This window comes from Rhodococcus sp. 05-339-2 (assembly GCF_002258965.1).
GTDB lineage: Bacteria > Actinomycetota > Actinomycetes > Mycobacteriales > Mycobacteriaceae > Rhodococcoides.
In genome coordinates this window covers 528,043-545,217 of record NZ_NOYW01000004.1, presented here as the reverse complement: position 1 = coordinate 545,217, position 17,175 = coordinate 528,043, and the positions used below count along the sequence as shown (strand labels likewise).

The 17,175-nt window shown below is 63.8% G+C and carries 18 protein-coding genes and 1 pseudogene; 11 read left to right on the top strand and 8 right to left on the bottom strand.

Annotated elements, in window-relative coordinates:
• Positions 1-9: 9 nt before the first annotated feature.
• Entirely contained in the window at positions 10-390 is a 381-nt protein-coding gene (locus CH273_RS03650; RefSeq protein ID WP_032396588.1) for a hypothetical protein, read from the top strand.
• A 20-nt stretch (positions 391-410) separates the two neighbouring features.
• Here CH273_RS03650 and CH273_RS03645 read toward each other — a convergent pair whose 3' ends face one another.
• Positions 411-1,715, bottom strand: coding sequence for a carboxylesterase family protein (locus CH273_RS03645; RefSeq protein ID WP_230596916.1), 1,305 nt, complete (start codon positions 1,713-1,715; stop codon positions 411-413).
• Positions 1,716-1,810: 95 nt separating this feature from the next.
• On the opposite strand from CH273_RS03645, the gene CH273_RS03640 reads away from it, so the two are divergent.
• The 4 genes from CH273_RS03640 to CH273_RS03625 all read left to right on the top strand — a co-directional run bounded on the left by CH273_RS03640 (position 1,811) and on the right by CH273_RS03625 (position 6,253).
• Positions 1,811-2,362, top strand: a complete 552-nt coding sequence (locus CH273_RS03640; RefSeq protein WP_032396587.1) for a TetR/AcrR family transcriptional regulator — start codon at positions 1,811-1,813, stop codon at positions 2,360-2,362.
• Positions 2,363-2,464: 102 nt separating this feature from the next.
• A complete protein-coding gene (locus CH273_RS03635) occupies positions 2,465-4,057 on the top strand; it encodes a GMC oxidoreductase (RefSeq protein ID WP_032396586.1) in 1,593 nt (530 codons plus the stop codon).
• A 21-nt stretch (positions 4,058-4,078) separates the two neighbouring features.
• A complete protein-coding gene (locus CH273_RS03630; RefSeq protein ID WP_230596914.1) occupies positions 4,079-5,371 on the top strand; it encodes a lipase family protein in 1,293 nt (430 codons plus the stop codon).
• Between the two features lie 45 nt (positions 5,372-5,416).
• Complete coding sequence (locus CH273_RS03625; protein ID WP_082322566.1) at positions 5,417-6,253, top strand: EAL domain-containing protein; 837 nt, start codon at positions 5,417-5,419, stop codon at positions 6,251-6,253.
• On the opposite strand, the pseudogene CH273_RS03620 reads toward CH273_RS03625, so the two are convergent.
• Positions 6,180-6,353, bottom strand: a pseudogene (locus CH273_RS03620) (RraA family protein); the annotation flags it as partial. The gene CH273_RS03625 and the pseudogene CH273_RS03620 sit on opposite strands and share 74 nt — an antisense overlap.
• A 141-nt stretch (positions 6,354-6,494) precedes the next feature.
• Here CH273_RS03620 and CH273_RS03615 point away from each other — a divergent pair.
• Positions 6,495-7,283, top strand: coding sequence for a hypothetical protein (locus CH273_RS03615; RefSeq protein ID WP_032396584.1), 789 nt, complete (start codon positions 6,495-6,497; stop codon positions 7,281-7,283).
• Complete coding sequence (locus tag CH273_RS28425; protein WP_032396583.1) at positions 7,280-7,633, top strand: type II toxin-antitoxin system PemK/MazF family toxin; 354 nt, start codon at positions 7,280-7,282, stop codon at positions 7,631-7,633. The genes CH273_RS03615 and CH273_RS28425 overlap by 4 nt, the downstream gene beginning before the upstream one ends.
• Before the next feature lie 73 nt (positions 7,634-7,706).
• Here CH273_RS28425 and CH273_RS03605 read toward each other — a convergent pair whose 3' ends face one another.
• The 4 genes from CH273_RS03605 to CH273_RS03590 are packed head-to-tail and all read right to left on the bottom strand — an operon-like array spanning position 7,707 to position 11,433.
• A complete protein-coding gene (locus tag CH273_RS03605) occupies positions 7,707-8,318 on the bottom strand; it encodes an RraA family protein (RefSeq protein ID WP_032396582.1) in 612 nt (203 codons plus the stop codon).
• 23 nt (positions 8,319-8,341) lie between these two features.
• Positions 8,342-9,334 carry a Bug family tripartite tricarboxylate transporter substrate binding protein gene (locus CH273_RS03600; protein WP_032396581.1) on the bottom strand — a complete coding sequence of 331 codons (993 nt, stop codon included), beginning with the start codon at positions 9,332-9,334 and terminating at the stop codon, positions 8,342-8,344.
• On the bottom strand, positions 9,331-10,854 hold the full coding sequence (locus CH273_RS03595) for a tripartite tricarboxylate transporter permease (RefSeq protein WP_032396580.1): 1,524 nt from the start codon (positions 10,852-10,854) through the stop codon (positions 9,331-9,333). Before CH273_RS03595 ends, CH273_RS03600 begins: the two co-directional genes overlap by 4 nt.
• 3 nt (positions 10,855-10,857) lie before the next feature.
• Positions 10,858-11,433, bottom strand: coding sequence for a tripartite tricarboxylate transporter TctB family protein (locus CH273_RS03590; protein ID WP_032396579.1), 576 nt, complete (start codon positions 11,431-11,433; stop codon positions 10,858-10,860).
• Between the two features lie 142 nt (positions 11,434-11,575).
• On the opposite strand from CH273_RS03590, the gene CH273_RS03585 reads away from it, so the two are divergent.
• Positions 11,576-12,415 carry a MurR/RpiR family transcriptional regulator gene (locus CH273_RS03585; protein ID WP_082322564.1) on the top strand — a complete coding sequence of 280 codons (840 nt, stop codon included), beginning with the start codon at positions 11,576-11,578 and terminating at the stop codon, positions 12,413-12,415.
• A complete protein-coding gene (locus CH273_RS03580) occupies positions 12,415-13,584 on the top strand; it encodes an MFS transporter (protein ID WP_052049852.1) in 1,170 nt (389 codons plus the stop codon). Before CH273_RS03585 ends, CH273_RS03580 begins: the two co-directional genes overlap by 1 nt.
• A gap of 1 nt (position 13,585) precedes the next feature.
• Here CH273_RS03580 and CH273_RS03575 read toward each other — a convergent pair whose 3' ends face one another.
• Complete coding sequence (locus tag CH273_RS03575; RefSeq protein ID WP_032397221.1) at positions 13,586-14,023, bottom strand: GNAT family N-acetyltransferase; 438 nt, start codon at positions 14,021-14,023, stop codon at positions 13,586-13,588.
• A gap of 88 nt (positions 14,024-14,111) precedes the next feature.
• Positions 14,112-15,281: a PucR family transcriptional regulator gene (locus tag CH273_RS03570; protein ID WP_032396577.1), complete on the bottom strand. Its 1,170-nt coding sequence runs from the start codon at positions 15,279-15,281 to the stop codon at positions 14,112-14,114.
• A 122-nt stretch (positions 15,282-15,403) separates the two neighbouring features.
• On the opposite strand from CH273_RS03570, the gene CH273_RS03565 reads away from it, so the two are divergent.
• Together CH273_RS03565 and CH273_RS27585 are read left to right on the top strand one after the other, a co-directional pair.
• A complete protein-coding gene (locus tag CH273_RS03565) occupies positions 15,404-16,459 on the top strand; it encodes an NAD-dependent epimerase/dehydratase family protein (protein ID WP_218829556.1) in 1,056 nt (351 codons plus the stop codon).
• Positions 16,459-17,145 (top strand): DUF4286 family protein, encoded by a 687-nt coding sequence (locus CH273_RS27585; RefSeq protein ID WP_052049850.1) that lies wholly within the window; start codon positions 16,459-16,461, stop codon positions 17,143-17,145. The genes CH273_RS03565 and CH273_RS27585 overlap by 1 nt, the downstream gene beginning before the upstream one ends.
• The last annotated feature ends 30 nt before the right edge of the window (positions 17,146-17,175 follow it).

The window sequence follows — 17,175 nt, the reverse complement described above, 5'->3', positions numbered from 1 at the left end:
AATGCATTCATGGCCATCGGCTCCACGCTTATTCGACGCCTGCCCGAAATCGTCGGGCTCGGCCGCGCCGCCATCGGCGTCGCCCACATGATCGCTCCCACCCGCGCCAACGAACTGCTCGCCGGTCCCGACGCCGCAGTGGCGACCACGCGAGCGGCCGCCCGCACCTTCGGGATTCGAGAAATCTACATCGGCGGTGGGCTGTACGCGGCTACCAAGTACGCCCCGAAGCTGGTGCGTCCCTTGCTGCGAGCCGGTGTGGCTGTCGATGTCTGGGACACCGGTGCATTCGCGCTGACCGCGTACCTCCCGCAGAAGACACGCGTGGCAGGCTGCGCCATCGCTGGAGGTTTCGTTGTTGCCGGTGTGCTTGCCGACGTGCAGCTCTGACGTTGGGAGAGGGTGGCCGGTCAGAACACCAGCGAGCGCTCGGGCAGCCCGGCCACTCCTTCTCGGGCGAACGCGGCCCATGTCCGACGGACCCTGGCGGCCAACGCCGTCGGCGGTGTGTGGCCGGCCAGCATCGGCGCGTCCGACCACGAGTCCCCGAACAGCAACGGCAATTCCATGCAGTGACATGCCCCCAGTGGCGCGCCTTTCGGTGCCCAGTCCACCCGGTAGCTGGCGACCCGACCGCCGGCACGGTGCCACATCTTCACCATCCCGTCGACGCCGAACAGCATGCTGGTGACGAGACGGACCACCGGCGCGGTGAGTGTCGAGCTCACGACACCGAACCTGTTGAGCCACAGCATGTTCGTCACGATGTCCACGAACGGGGCGGCGTCGTCCCTGGTGTGACCGATCAGAAGTTCGACTCGGGTGGCGCTTCGGCGTAGGGCGTCGTCGGGGTCGCCGGACAGCGGTTCGAGGTGAGCGACCGGCCCGAACGGCATTCCGCCTGCGGCACCGAACCTGCGCACCGCTCGCGTCACGGCATTCTCTGCGTCGAGCACATCCGACGCGGGAGCGGTGGCCGGGTCGGTACGAAAGTGACGTGCGAACGCCGTTCGTGCCGTGTCGTACAGAGCCGAACGTCCCGACCGCAATCCGAGAGGCGCACTCTGCACTATTGCTCTCGAGAACAGCCCTGCGGCCGACTCGCACGCCATGAGCGTGAGGACGGCATCGCCGCCCGCGGACTGGCCGAACAGAGTCACGTTGTGTGGGTCACCGCCGAATCGCGCGATGTTGGTCGACACCCAGTGCAGTGCTGCGATCTGATCTCGAACACCGATGTTGCTCTCTCCCGAATCTTTCGGGGTCAGATAGCCGAACCCGCCGAGCCGGAAGGTGACGCTGACGACCACGACACCCTCCCGAGCGAGGTGGTCGGCGTCGTACTTCTCGGCCTCCCCGCCGCCGGAGACGTAGCCACCGCCGTGCAGCCACACCATGACCGGAAGTCCCTCCGCCGCAGCGGGAGCGGTCACCGACAACACCAGGCAGTTCTCGCTCTGTTCGAGCCCGTCGATCATGGGACCGGTGACATTGTCTATCCGGGACGGCAGTTGAATGCAGACCGGTCCGCGGCGGGTGGCATCGCGCGTCGTATCCGGGGTGTCGATCGGTTCGGGCCGACGAAATCGCGTGGCGGTGGCATAGGGAATTCCCCGGGCGTGGATCAGCCCGTCGAATTCGACTGCTTCGAGGTCTCCGCTGGTGGTGCCGGTGACCGTGCGCAGTGTTGCCCCGGCCGTCGTCTCGTCGTTCACGTGTGAACCCCCATTCGATGAACAGGACCGAGCTTATCGTCTTCGGCTCGTCATCGGATGCGGCCGCAACGCCGGGTTGCCGTCATACTCGGACGGTGCGGTCCAAGCAGAAGATTCTCGATGCCACCCTCGGGTTGATCGCCGAGACCGGCTTCGAGGGTGTCACGATCGCTGCGGCGGCGCGCGCTGCGGGCGTCACGCGCCAGACTGTCTATTCGATCTTCACCACCCGCGAGGACATGGTCTCCGAGGCGATGGTGGGACTGATCGTGGACGTGCTGGGCGGTATCAGGGAGAAGGCCGATCAGGCGGAAACTCCGACGGAGTTCATCGTCGAGACCGTGGTTGCTGCGCGCAATCTCATTCGGCGCGAACCGGTTCTGAACTCGTTGTTGCGCTCGGGCAACGCGAACCCACTGTTCGACCCGGACATGATGGATCGCGCACAACCGGTGGTACGCCAGTTTCTCGACGGATACATCGAGCGCAATCCGGGCTTCGATTCCGCGCAGTTCCACGGCATCGACGGCGTCATCGTGCGGGTGGGGCTGTCGGTGATTCTGTTCGACGACCCCACCATTCACCACGACGACGGGTTGCGGCGCTACCTCGAACGATGGTTGATCCCGGTTCTGCCCTTTTCTTAGCGTCTAAAACTTGACACCCAAGTCCTCTTCTGTCTAGTTTTGCACGACGCGTACACGTAACTCGGGTTTCGATGTACGTTGCCGCAATCCTTTGGGGGGAACGTGTCGACACTGAATCGCCGGTCATTTCTGGGCGCGACCGCGATGGCCGGGATTGCTGCCGTGGCGTCGGGTACCGGTGCCGCGCAGGCCGCCCCGCGTTCGAGGGTTCAGGTCCCGCTCACCCGTGAGGACCATCGAGTCGTCGTGATCGGATCGGGGTTCGGGGGCGGTGTCGCGGCGCTGCGCTTGGCGGAGGCAGGCATCCCGGTTCTGGTGCTCGAACGCGGAAGGCGTTGGCCCACAGGGCCGAATGCCGATACCTTCCCCAACGCGACCGCGCCGGACAAGCGGATGCTCTGGTACGGCTCCAGCCCGAACCTGTTCGGGAGACCGGTTCCGTTCGATCCGTACGTCGGCCTGCTCGAGGCAGTCTCCGGCGACAACATGACCGCTCTGTGTGCAGCCGGAGTGGGCGGCGGGTCGCTGATCTACCAGGGAATGACGCTGCAGCCCTCGCAGGCCGTCTTCGAGTCGCTCTTTCCGATCGACCTCGACTGGGCCACGTTGAACGCGGTCCACTACCCCCGCGTCGCGCGGATGCTGCAGCTCGCGCAGGCCCCTGACGAGTTGATCGCAACGCCAAATTATCGAGCGGCACGGGTGTTCGCGGACAGTGCGCGGCGGGCGGGTCTGCCCGTGTCGAAGATTCCGATGCCGATCGACTGGAACTACGCCCTCGACGAAACCCGCGGGGTGATGAAGCCGTCGTACACCAACGGTGCGGGCGCATTCGGAGTGAACAACGGCGGCAAGCATTCCGTCGACGTCACCTACATCGCCGCTGCCGAGGCAACCGGGCTGGCCACCGTGGCAACGCAGCACAACGTCACGCACGTCGAGCGTGCCACCGACGGTCGCTGGACCGTCCATGTCGACCGAATCGATTCCGACGGAACGGTGTTGGAGAACAAGGTCCTCACCACCGGTGCGCTGATCATGGCCGCAGGCAGTCTGAACACCACCAAGCTGCTGGTCCGCGCCGGTGCCACCGGTGCCATCCCGGATCTACCGGACCAGCTCGGGCAGGGCTGGGGTACCAATGCCGATCGCATCTACGTGTGGTCGAGTATCGAGCAGCAGTTCGGTACGCCGCAGGGCGGTCCGGTGGTGTTCGGCAGCTTGAACTGGGACGATCCGCGCACCGCGCACACGGTCATTCAGGCATCCATTCCGCCGTTGGGCGTCGATGCCCACAGCACGATGATCGTCGGCTACGGAGTCAGTGACGGTCACGGCCACTTCGCCTACGATTCCACGCGCGACCGAGCCCAGCTGTACTGGCCGGCCGACGGCGACTCCGTCATTCAGGACGGTTCCATCGATCCGACGGTGCGTCGCATCGCAGGTTCGGGCAGCATCCTCACCGATACCAATGCGGTGTTCCCCTCCACCTGGCATCCGTTGGGCGGGGCGAACATGGGCCCGGTGTGCGACCTCGACGGCCGTGTTCACGGTCAACGCGGACTGTACGTTCTCGACGGTGCGTTGATGCCGGGCAACACTGCGGCCTGCAACCCGTCCATGACGATCGCGGCGCTGGCCGAACGAGCGCTGGACAACATCGTCGCCCGCGACCTCGGCACGATTGTCTGACCCCTCAGCAGAAAGAGCCCAATGCATCTGTATCGCAGCATGATCGGTGTTGTCGTCACCGCCGTCCTCGCGTCCTCGGTGACCGCACTCGGTGCCTCGGCCGCGCACGCCGATCCCGTCGACGACTTCTACGTCACGCCTGCCCAGCCGGCCGACAGCCCTGGATCCGTCGATCGAACCCAGCCGATGTCGTTGTTCGCTGCACTGCCGGGCATCGACGGCTCGTATCCGGCCCAGGCGCAGCGGGTGTTGTACACCTCGCGTACGCAGGACGATACGCCGGTGGCAGTGTCGGGCACGTTCGTCGAGACCGAGGTGCCCTGGCGTGGAGCAGGCCCGCGACCGACGATCGTCGTCGCCCCGGGAACCGTCGGGCAGGGCGATCAATGTGCCCCGTCGAGAGCGTTTCCCACCTCCATCAACGCTGTGACACAACCACTGTCGATCTCGTTCAATCAGGAACTGCTGTCGTCGACGCTGTGGGGGTCGATGGGGGCGAACGTGTTCGTCACCGACTACATCGGATTGGGAACGCCCGGCCTGCACACGTACGTGAACAGGGTGGAGGAGGCGCATGCAGTTCTCGACGGTGCCCGGGCTGCAGTCGAATTGGGCGGCGACGCGAATGCACCGATCGGCATCTGGGGTTACTCGCAGGGCGGTGGGGCTGCCGCGGCCGCCGCGGAACTCGCCGGCGAGTACGCGCCGGAGCTGAATCTGAAGGGGACGTGGGCCGGGGCTCCGACGGCCGATCTGCTCGAGGTGTTGAAGACGGTCGACGGAACACTGATCGGCGGTGTGATCGGTTATGCCCTCAACGGATTCGTCGAACGTGACCCGAGTCTGCGCCCGCTCGTGGACGAGCGACTCACCGATCAGGGCAAGGCGGTGCTGAACGAGCTGTCGACGGAATGCATCGGCGACACGATTCTCGAGCACCCGTTCCTGCGCACGGAGACGCTGACGAAGGACGGAAAGTCCATGTTGGAGAACCTGCGTGGGATCCCGCAGGCCGGAGCGATCTTCGACGAGCAACGAATCGGCCGCAGTACGCCGAACGCACCGGTGATGATCACCAGCGGACTCAACGACGACACGGTGCCGTACGGCCAGGCCCGGCAGTTGGCCCAGGATTGGTGCGGGCGAGGTGCCGCGGTCGAGTTCCGGACGAATCCGTTGCCGCCGATCCTGCAGGGTACGGTGTTGCCCAACCATTTCGGGCCGCAGCTGATCGACGGGTACGGCGGAGAAGCTGCGTCGTTTCTGATGGACCGGTTCGCCGACCTTCCCGTATCCGCATGCACTCTGGACTGATCGCAGTTGTGGCTCAGCGGCGTTCGGTGATTCCCGTGTGGACCCGTGTCGTCGACTAGAGGTGCCTCGACGCCGCTGCATTCGACACTGTTGCGTGCGAGGCGTCGAGTGGAGGCCGTGATTGCGTGCGGTGGTCCGCAGATCGTCTTTCAGCCGATCGTTCGAGCCGATGACGGTGCGATCGAGGGATACGAGGCTCTTTCTCGTTTTCCGCCCGGCGGCGGTGATACCGAAGCATGGTTCACCGATGCCGCGCACTGCGGTCTGGGACCCGAGCTCGACCGATCGGCGGCTGTCCGGGCCTTGGACGAGTCCGCTCGTCTACCCTGCGAGTCCTTCGTTGCCGTGAATCTCAGCGCTGCAACGCTACTGGTCGATACGCCGCTGATCGAACTACTGCTCGACGCCGCTCGTCGACGACCTCTGGTCGTCGAGATAACGGAGCATGCCGCGTTCGACGACGAGGATGCGGTGGTGGCTGTACTGGGCGATCTCAGACGCGGCGGGGTGGCCGTGGCGGTCGACGATGTGGGATCGGCGTACGCGGGTATGCGTCACCTCGTTCTGCTGGAACCGGAGATCGTCAAGCTCGATGCCTTCGTCGTCCACGAGATGAGGGCGAACCGGGCGAAGCTGGCATTGGCCGAACTCGTGCTTGAGTTCGCGCGCAAGACCGACGCCCGATGCGTGTTCGAGGGTGTCGAGACTTACGACGATCTCGAAGCCGCGATCTCGGTCGGGGCCGACCTGCTGCAGGCTACCGAATCGGTCGCCCTGCAGCGGTGGATCTGCTTGTCTGAAGCGGTGTTCAGTGGCTGCGGGCGGAGAAGCTCTCTCGTTTCGACGCCTCATGTGCCACTACTTCCTCGGCAGCGACGATGACGACCTCCACTTCGGAGCTCTTCACGACAACCACGCCGTCGGCGTCGGCGACGATGACATCACCGGGAGATACGACGACGCCTCCGAGCGCCACCGGCTCGTTGAGCCGGCCCGGCCCGTTCTTGTACGGTCCTGCCGGGTTGACATTGCGGGCGAAGAGTCGAAGTCAATTACTGATCACAGCCTCTGTAGGTGCGCTGATGTGGGCGACGAAGTAGATCCCACGGCGTAGTGTGAGTCCATGAGCCCAACGAACACCACTGCCGGGACGGCGCGCCGCGACACTCGCCGCAAACTTTCTGCGCAGCTGAACCCGCGTGAAGAAGAGGCGCTTGCGTACATCCAGAAGTGGTCGGAGCGCGCAGGCCGGCTGTCGGCACTAGACCCCGACGCCAGGCCCGCTATTAACTCGGATCTTTCCGAAGATATGCGGGCTGAGCTTGTCGAACGGATTGCCGACTACGAGTTGCGAGCTGAACTCAAACGCATATTTCGCACGTTGGACTTGCCCGATGACAAAGCTAACATCACTCGCTTCGCGCTTCGATTCCTTGCCAGGTCACTTAAGGGCGCCGTGACGAGGGCAGGGCTGCGGGCAAGCGAAGCAGACCCATCTCAGCGCGCGGAGGACGCGAGTTGGTCTGCTGTCACGTCGGATGCTGTCGAGCGGTCGTTTCGAGAGATCGAAGCAGATGAAGTCGACCGCCGCTCGAAGTTGCGAACTGGCTTTACTCCTGCGTTGCTGTCGATCGGTGACTCGACCGACGAAAAGGTGCTCGTCTACGTTGCGAAGGGCGACGAACGCAAGCTGGCGACGCAACATGCCGGGGTGTACCCAAGAATCAATCTGATTTCTGACTTAAACGGAGACCGTGATGATCCTTCGGTCGGCCTCATCAGAGGCTTGCAACTCACTGCGGAGGTCAGGGCTGCTGTGGAGGACGCGATCAAGCCAATTCGCGAACGCCTTGACAGCGTGATGGAGCCGTTGCCAGGTCCCGTAAGTAGAGCAGCGGACAGTGCGAAGTGAGAGGAGACGTCTATCCGTTCGAGAATTTCGATGCTCGCGGTGCCGAACAGGCGGGGCCCCGTTACGCCGTCGAAGTGGGTAGCAGCAGCGTCTCCTCGGCCAAACGTACAATCGTGTGCCCAACTTCCAGCCGAGAGCCCGAGTTGTACCTCACTGACGTCCACGTGCGGATCAAGTACACCGACGATAGGACGGGGGCTCGGGTGACGTCGTATGTACTAATCGAACAGGTTGTCGCAGCTGATAATTCGAAGATTCTTGGGCCACGTGTCGGTGTCGTAGATGAGATGGACGAAATCGACACCGCATTGCGTTTTGTGTTCGATTTAGAAGGCGATGACGACGACTAACCGATGCCGACTTGCTGCAGGGCTACCGAATCGGTCGCCCTGCAGCGGTGGATCTGTTTGTCTGAGGCGGTGTTCAGTGGCTGCGGGCCGAGAAGCTCTCCCGCTTCGAGGCCTCACGTGCCACCACGTCCTCGGCCGCGACGATGACGTCGTCCACATCGGCGCTCTTGACCACGACCACCCCGTCTGCGTCGGCGACGATGACGTCACCGGGGCAGACGACGACACCTCCCAGTGCGACAGGCTCGTTCAGGCGACCCGGGCCATTCTTGTAGGGCCCGGCCGGTGTGACGCTTCGGGCGAAGACGGGTAGTCCCAGTTCGGCCAACGCGTCGGCGTCGCGAACGGCACCGTCGATGACGAAGCCGGCGATGCCCAGTGATTTCGCACGGATACCGATCAGATCTCCGATGAGGGCGCGGGTGTCGTCACCCGAACCGTTGACGACGATGACGTCGCCGGGTCGAGCGTCGTCGAGAGCCTTGTGGATATAGAGGTTGTCGCCCGATCGGGTCCATACGGTGTAGGCGCGGCCGGTGACCGCTGCGCCTGCCCAGATGGGTCGGAGCCCGGCGATGATGCCGAAGCGTTCCTGGGCGTCGCCGACGTTGGCGGCGGGCACACGAGAGAAGCGTTCGATCATATCGTCGGATACGGCAGTGGCGGAATAGGTTTCGGTACTCATGAGATCAATGCCTTTCTGGAGACTTATTGCTGGTCGGCAAGCAGTTCGGCGATGATCGGCTCGATCTCGGTTTCACGCTGTTCCCACAGGGTCGCGACGTCGGCCCCGGAGACCCAATCGGGTTGTGTCGCTGCGCCGGTGAGCTTCTCGGCAACGGTCGGGTCGGCCAGCGCGGTCTCGAGGGCATTCTGCAGCGTGGTCATCGTCGCGTCCGGGGTACCTGCGGGGGCGCTGATCGCGAAGTTGTTGGTCATGAACGGGGCGTCGTATCCCTCGCTCGCCAGCGTCGGTACGTCGGGGATGAGCTTGTTTCGCTCCTCGGTGAGTACAGAGAGGATGTTCACCTCACCCGATGCGAACTGGCCGTAGAAGCTGGATACTCCGCCGAGCGCGAAGTCGGTTTCGCCGGAGACCAGTGCCGAAATCTTGTCCGCACCGCTGTTGTAGTGAACGATGTTGAAGTCCAGGCCCAGAGTGTCTTCGAGGGTGCGCAGGTTGACGTGGTCGTCGCCCGCGCGGGAGTCGGTGCCCACCGTGATGGTGCCCGGATTGGCCTTCACCGCATCGAACAGTTCGCCGATGTCCGCGTACGGGCTGGACTTGTTGACCCCGATCACGATGTCGTTGGATGCGAACGAGCCGATGGGCGAGAAGCTTTCGCGATCGAACCCGGCCTTCTTGCTCGGGTCCAGGTATCGCCCGAGGATCGACGGGATGTTGGTGAAGCCGATGGTCTCGCCGTCCGGTTTCGCGTTGGCCAGGTAGTTCAGGCCGACGACCTGGCTGCCGCCCTCCTTGTTGACGACTTTCACCGGCACGCCCAGTTCGGCTTCCATCGCCGGTGCCATGATGCGGGCGAGGATGTCATTGCCTGCGCCTGCGGCGGACGGGACGACCCATTCGACCGTGGCACCGTCGCGTGGGAACGGTGTCCCCGAATCGGTTGTACTCGAGCTGCATCCGGCAATCAGCGCGGCGGTGGAGATGGCCGCGACGAGGATGGGCAGTGTTCTCATGAGATGGACTCCTTGATGCGGTGGTTCGCGGTGGCGCGGCGGGAGAGGATGCGAGCCAGGACGGGGCGCAGCATTCCGAACAGAACGGCTGCGATGAAGACGAGCAGAAGAACCTTGTTGATGGGGCCTTCGACGAAAACGCCGTAGTCACCGCGGGACAGTGACAGTGAACGTTGGAAGTTCTCTTCCAGCAGTGGTCCGAGGATCAACGCCAGGACGAGAGGAGTGAGCGGAATCTTGGTGAGGTGGAACAGGTATCCGATGACGCCTGCGCCGAGCATGATGAAGATGTCGAAGACGCTGCCGTTGATGCTGTAGACGCCCAGGAACATGAAGGCCAGGATCATCGCCATCAGGTAATGGAACGGGATCTTCAGTACCGCGATCCACAGGCGCACCAGTGGCACGTTGAGGATCAGCAGAATGATGTTGCCGACGAGGAAGCTGGCGATGATGGTCCAGGCGACTTCGGGGTTGTCGCGGAACAGCAGTGGGCCGGGGATCAGACCGTTGATGGTGAAGGCGCTGGCCATGATGGCGACTGTGGCGGAGGTGGGGATACCGAGTGTGAACAGAGGAATCATCGACGACAGCGCGAGTGCGTTGTTGGCCGATTCCGGTCCGGCGACGCCCTCGACGGCACCCTTACCGAACTGCCCGGGACGCTTGGTGAGCTTCTTCTCCATCGCGTAGGACGCCAATGAAGTTGCAGCACCCGGGGATCCGGGGAGCAAGCCCATGAAGAATCCGATGACCGATCCGCGCATCGTCGGGCCTGCAGACCTGGTGATGTCCGTCTTGGTGGGCAGTAGCTTGCCGACGGCCAGCGGTCGACGGCCGGCACTGCCCGCCGAGCGGGCTTGAATGAGAATCTCGGTGAGGCCGAAGCAGCCCATCACGACGGCCACGAGTGCGACGCCGTCGAACAGCTCCGGCATGCCGAACGTGAATCGCTGCACGCCTTGGCCGGAGTCGATGCCCACCGACGCGATGGCGAGTCCGAGGCCGACGCTGATCAGGGCTTTCGCGGGGTTGTTGCCCGAGAAGCTGGTGATCAGGGCCATGCCGAGCAGTGCGACCAGAAACAGTTCGGGAGCACCGAATTCGAGTGCGAATCGGCTGAACGGGGCGACGACGACGAATCCGACGACGCCGACCAGTCCGCCGACGAACGACGCGAGTGCGGCGACGACGAGAGCGGGTCCGCCGCGTCCGCTCTTGGCCATCTCGTAGCCGTCGAGCGTGGTGGCGATGGACGACGCCTCACCCGGAATGCGCAGCAGCACAGCGGTGACGGTGCCGCCGAACGCAGCGCCGTAGAGGATGGCGGCGAGCATGATCAGCGCTGTGGTGGCGTCCAGTCCGAAGGTGATCGGGATCAGCAGTGATACCGCCGCGGCGGGACCGAACCCGGGGAGGACACCGACGAGCATGCCGAGCACGCAGCCGAGGAGTGCGAACAGCAGATGCGTCGGAGTCAGGACGTTGACGAAGCCTGCCATCAGATCGGGAAATCCCATGACTCACAACCCCCAATCAGCGAGGAACGGAATGGAGGAAGCCGGCAGGGCCGTGCCGAGCCAGACGTCGAACACCAGCCGGGTGGCCAAGGTGGTGGCCACTGCGACGCCGACGGCGACCACCGGGGTGCGCTTGCCGACGAACGTCAACACGACGGCGAGCATCAGCGCCATGGACAGCGTGTAGCCGAGTGTGGGGAGCACCAGTGCGGCTCCGGCGATCGCGGCAACGACCACTCCGATTCTGATCCAACCGGCGCGATCGGGCAGTTCGGCCTCGTCGGCGTCCTCCTCGGTGTCGCTGGAGAGGAACGCGACGGCCGCGGAGGTAGCGGGCTCGAGTTCGGGATCCGGTTCGGGCGCGCTCGTCCGCGGTGCTCGAACGAGCTGAATTGCCCACATCGCACCGCCGAGGATCATGCCGAGGCCGCCCGCCAAAGGCAGGAAGCCCGCCCCGACGCCGGGGTCGGCGGCGACGCCGTACCCGGTTGCCATGGTGACCGTCGCCAGGCCCACGACGAGGGTTGCGCCGAGCACGATCCATTCGATCGTGTGTTGTGTGCCGAGCAGTACCTTCACGGCCTGCCGCCTTTCTGACATATGTTCGGATGCGGCCTGAGAAGGTCGGCCGGATTGCTGTGCTGTGGATCACTTGCAATCTTGCACAGGTTTACAGGATTGTGGTTGAGTGTGTCAACAGACACAGTGGAAAGTGGAGGGTATGAGCTTCCGAACAGTGGTGGCGAGCAGCGGAAAGTCGCTGAGCGCGTCCGAAAAACGGGTCATTGCGGTGCTTCTCGGCGAGCCCGAGCCGTCGAGTCTGCGCGCGGCTCCCGTTGCGGCCCGCGCGCAAACTCACGAGTCGACCGTCGTGCGGTTGGCGCAAAAGCTCGGATACAGCGGCTTCCCGGACTTGCGCGCAGATCTCGAACGCGACAACCCCGAACCCGTGACCGCATCGGCTCTGATGCGCAGCGATACCGGTCACGAACTGGCTGTCTTCGCGCGCGACGAGGCCCGTGCACTGGAGCGGTTGTCGAGCTTCATCCCGCAGGAGCAGCTGGTGGACGTGGCGACCTCCATTCATCGGGCGCGGGTGGTCTACCTGTTCTCCAAGGCCGACGAACGCCCGGCCCTGGATATGTTGGCCCGTCGTCTCCGCCGACTCGGTCTTGTCGTCGTCGAGCTCGGTCTCGGGGGAAAGGACCTCGCCGAGCGCTTCGTCAGCTTCACCGAGGACTCCGTCCTTATTGCATTTGCGCTGCGCGAGGCACCGTCTCAGCTGCCTGCTCTGGTCCGTGAAGCGGAACGACGCGGCGGCACGTCGATTCTGATCAGCGATGCGCCGGGATATCACTTCCGGCCCGCACCGACGCATCTCCTCGTCGCGCAACGCGGAGACGATTCCGAGTACAACACTCTCATCATTCCCATCGCCATTGCGTACGCACTGCAGTTGGCAATCTTCCACCTCGATCCCGATCGGTACGGGGCGGTGCGCGACGACATCAACGACGTGTCGAGGTTGGTCGGAGGAACCGACGAAATTCCCTTGCGCTGATGGCTTCTCGTGATTCCATTGCTCTGACCGTTCAGGCGACGACTGCGCAGGCCGGGTGGGTCGGGGTGCGGTTGATGATCGGTTATCGGGCGATCGCCGAGGGTGCCGACACTCGAACGCTAGCGGTGATCGCGGCACTGTTCGCCGCGCCCGCGGTATTGGCGGCCCTGCCGATCGGGCGCATCGCCGACAGGTTCGGCGGACCGGTGGTGATCGTATCGGGAATCGTTCTGTGCTCGATCGCAACCGGTGTACTCGTTGCGTTCTCGGCAATGTGGGCGTTGCTCGCGTGCACGGCCGCGTTCGGTCTGGGCAATCTTCTGATCATGATCGGGCAGCAGGCGTTCGTTGCACACGTCCACGTCGACGGCAAGAACGAAAGTGCCTTCGGCGCATTGACTGCCGCCGCGTCGATGGGGCAGTTGGTCGGGCCGCTCGCGGTGACGGCCGTCGCGTCGAGATTCGGCGGCGCGAGCGTCGAGAGTCCGAACACGACGGCAGGCATCCTCACTGCCGGTGCGTTCACCGCGGTAGCGCTCCCCACCGCACTGTTCTTGATGCTCGGCCGCAACCACATTCGCGCGCAGAAACCCGCCGAGGGCGAAGCGTCGGGGCTGAAATTGCTGAAGCTGCCGGGCATGTGGCAGTCGTTGACGGTCAGCGGTGCCGTGCTGGTGACGGTCGATCTGCTCTATGCCTTCGTACCGGCGTGGGCCGTCGAGCGTGGGGTGTCGGTGACGACGGTGGGGTGGCTGCTGGCGTTGCGTGCCGGGGTGTCGGTGGTCAGCCGAGTGGGGCTCGGCAGACTCGATGCGAAGTTCGGTCGCACTGTGCTGCTCAATGTTTCGCTGGCGGCGGGCGCGATCGCTCTCGCAGTGCTGCCGTTCGTGCAGGCAGTCGGAGCTATCGGAGTCATGATTGCACTCGGCATCGCGTTGGGTATTCCGCAGCCACTGACCATGTCGTGGGTGGTGTCGATCGTGCCGAAATCCACGCAGGGGGAGGCGTTGGGATTGCGGATGTCGGCGAACAGGTCGGCCCAGATTCTCATCCCACTCACGGTCGGTGCCATCGCCGGGCCGTTCGGGGTGACGGGCATTCTGGTCGGTAATGCATTGGTGCTCGGGGGATCGATCGTCGCGGCCTCGCATCCGAGGAGTCGAGGCTGACTCAACCGGCGCGGGTCAGCATCTTCACGTGTGGGATTCCAGCTTCCAGGTATTGCTCTCCCACCCGAGTGAATCCGAAGCGCTCGTACCATTTTTCGAGGTGCGCTTGCGCGGAGATTTCGACTACCCCGGGGTAGGCCGTCAGTGCGGCATCGACGAGTTCGCCTGCGTAGCCGCTACCGCGCGCATGAGCTGCGGTCGCGACCCGTCCGATGTGAACCGTGTCGTCGACGAGGACGCGAAGAGTTGCCACCACCTCGCCGTGGTCGTCCTGGATCCAGAACAACTCCGTCGTCGGAAGTAGGTCCGCGCCATCGAGTTCCGCCTCGTCGACGATCTTCTGCTCGTGGACGAACACCGCGACCCGAAGCGCCATGATGCGATAGAGGGTATTCGGGGCCACGCCCGCAAGCGGTGCATGTTGAAGATTCGACTCCATCATCCGAGTTCTCACCGACCGAGCATATTGGAGACCAGGCCACACTGGACCTGCGGTCCGTGCCGGAGATGCCCAACTCGGCTGTTCGTCAGGAAATGCGGGTTCGTACCACCACGCGCGACGCGAGATACAACTCGACCAGGTCGTTGAAGACCAGCGGATTTCGACCGGTCAGTTCCTGTATTCGTTTCGACCGTGCAGACACGGTGTTGACGTGTACGTAAAGCCTTTTGGCGGTGGCGGATTGCGACATGTTGGATTCGGCCAGAGCGGTGATCGTGTCCATCAGGTGCGCCGCGTCACGGATGGGTCCGACGCGGTCGATCTCGAACTTTTCTCGTGCTTCCACATCGCTGTTGATGAGGATGTCGAGCAGTACGTCGGCGTAGTGCACCAGGGTTCTCGACGTCAGGTCGGGGTTGGAAGCGTTGCGAACCGCACTCGCCTGTGTGAAGGACCGATGGACGGTTCTCAAGGAGGACGTGCTTTCGCCCACGGATACCGCCAGACAGTCGGCGGTATGCCTCAGCAATGTTGTCAGCACGGTGTCGAGCGCTCCGAGCGAGGACGGCCCGTCGGGAAGCGGTACGAAGACGATCAGGCTGCCGTCTGCTTCCCCGAATATCGAGGGGCCGAGGCGTGCGGTGGTCAGCGCACTGCTCACCTGACGTCGAAGTCGTTGGCCGGCAAGAGGATCTGCACTGTCGGCCATCGTGAGTATCGCGCACACGTGCGCGGCGTTCGGATCGACCCCGAGCACGCTGGTCCACCGGTTCAGCTCCTGAGTGTCCACGTCCCAGCCGTTCGTCAGTGCTGTCGCCAGTTCGTCCTCGGCTCGGCGCGTCACCGCGTCGATCACGGACGAGGCCTCACGGTAGGCGTCGATCATCGAATTGGTGAGCGCGTCGAAGCAGGAGAGGGCGAGTTCGGTCGGTGTCGTCCCCGTCGCGCTGTCCTGGCTACGGAGTACATGCAGCAGCAGTACTCGCTCGGTCGAGCGAAACGCTTGAATGACCGACTCGAGCGGTACACCCTCTTGCGCCCGCGAGATACCCAGTTCGCGTGCATGGCCCAGTTCCTCGCCGGACGGCGTGACACCGCGTCCTACGCAGTCCAGCACCACCTCGATGTTGCGACGGACGAAATAGTCGAGTTCGCTCCGGCTGAGCACGTCGTTCGTATAACCGCGGTACGTGTTCCAGATGAGCCCGACTGCCTCGTCGACCAGTTCGTCGATCGATCGGTGGTAACTCCGCATTCCATCACCCTACTGTGGGAAACCCACATAGTTTCCGCTCTTCGGGTAGCGATATGACCGGTGTTGCGTGGGTTGATTGTGGGTCACGATGTATGTCACAGGTCACAACGAGAGGACAACACGTGAGCATCACGCAAGAAACCCGGCAACAGGACACCGAGTTCGACGGAGTCGACGCCATCGAAGAGGCGCTCGCAACACCGTCGCAGGAACTGATCGACGCAATGCGGACCATCGAGGGTGACATTGCAGTGCTGGGCGTGGGTGGCAAGGTCGGCCCGAGCGTGGCGGTGATGGCCAAGCGCGCCGCGGAGGCAGCGGGTACCGACAAGCGCATCTTCGGCGTCGCTCGGTTCTCGGACGTGCGTACCCGTGCGTTTCTCGAGCGCAACGGCGTCAAGTGCGTCGCCGCGGATCTGACCGACGACGACCAGCTACAGGCCCTACCCGAGGCCGCGAACGTAATCTTCATGGCAGGCAACAAGTTCGGCACGACAGGCAACGAGTCGTTCACATGGGCGATGAATGCCTATCTGCCGGGTCGGGTCGCCACCAAGTATCGCGACAGCAGAATCGTTGCGTTCTCCACCCTGGTGACGTACCCGCTGGCGGATGTCGCCACGGGCGGTTCGCGCGAAGACGATCCGGTCGACCCCATCGGTGAATACGCGGCCTCCTGCGTCGGACGCGAGCGCGTGTTCGAGTACCACTCCCTCCAGTTCGGGACACCCTTGCTGATCTTCCGGCTCGGATACTCGATCGAGACCCGGTACGGAGTGCTCCAGGAAATTGCGCAGGCAGTTCAGGATGGATCCGAGATCCCACTCGAGATGGGCCATGCCAGCGTCATCTGGCAACGCGATGTCGCGGACTACGCGATTCGATCGCTGACGCTTGCCAGCTCGCCGCCACGGAGGCTGAACATCACCGGGCCGGAGATCGTGTCCATTCGATGGCTTGCGCACCGATTCGGCGAAATCCTGGGCAAAGAACCGAGATTCGTGGGGACCGAGACGGGTACCTCCTACGTGATGGATGGAACGGCACTGCAGAAGGAGTTCGGATATCCCTCCACTACTTTGTCCTTCATGATCGACGCTGTCGCAGCGTGGGTCGGCCGCGATGGCGAGACGTTGGGCAAGCCCACCAAATTTCAACAGCGGCAGGGTCTGTTCTGATGACCGGCGCATTGATGAACGTGATTGCCGTCGACCGCGACGATGTTCCGGAATTCGACGACTGGTACTCACGTGAGCACTTCCCGGAAAGGCTCGCTGTCACCGGTTTCCGCAACGCCCGTCGATTCGTCGAGGATCCCGACAGAGGGGCTGCCCGAGTGGAGTACTTCTCCATCTACGAGACGGACTCGGTCGAGGTACTGACGAGCCCGGAGTATCTCGCCGCCTTGGATTCACCGACACCGCGCACGAAAAATGCGGTAGCGCTGTTCCGCCAGAACGAAAGAACGGTGGGAACTCGACGCTTCCGCGGAGGGCTGGGCCGAACCGGCCGAATTCTGTTGGGCCGGATCACCGGTGGGGTGGGCATGAACGGGTCGCTCGTCGAGGCGGTGGAGGACATCGCGAGGGCGACGATCGAGAGCGGTCTGGCCGAGGGAGTCGCGGTCTACGAAACGGACGCGGTCGCCGCGTCGGCGAAAGACAGCACCGCGGAGGGAAAAGCGGCCGGCAGCGCCGCCGCGGCCGCGGCCGACGAGCGACCGTCCGTGTTCGTGGTCATCGAGCAGTACGGATCGCTGGCGGTGTCCCCGACAGGTTCGGTATCGGCGGCGGTCGACAGGATCGGTGCACACGCGCGCTGGTCCACCTACCGACTCGTCAGCGACCAATCGTCCCAATCATAGTGTTGCCCAACGACAGTCTCAGAACAGGAT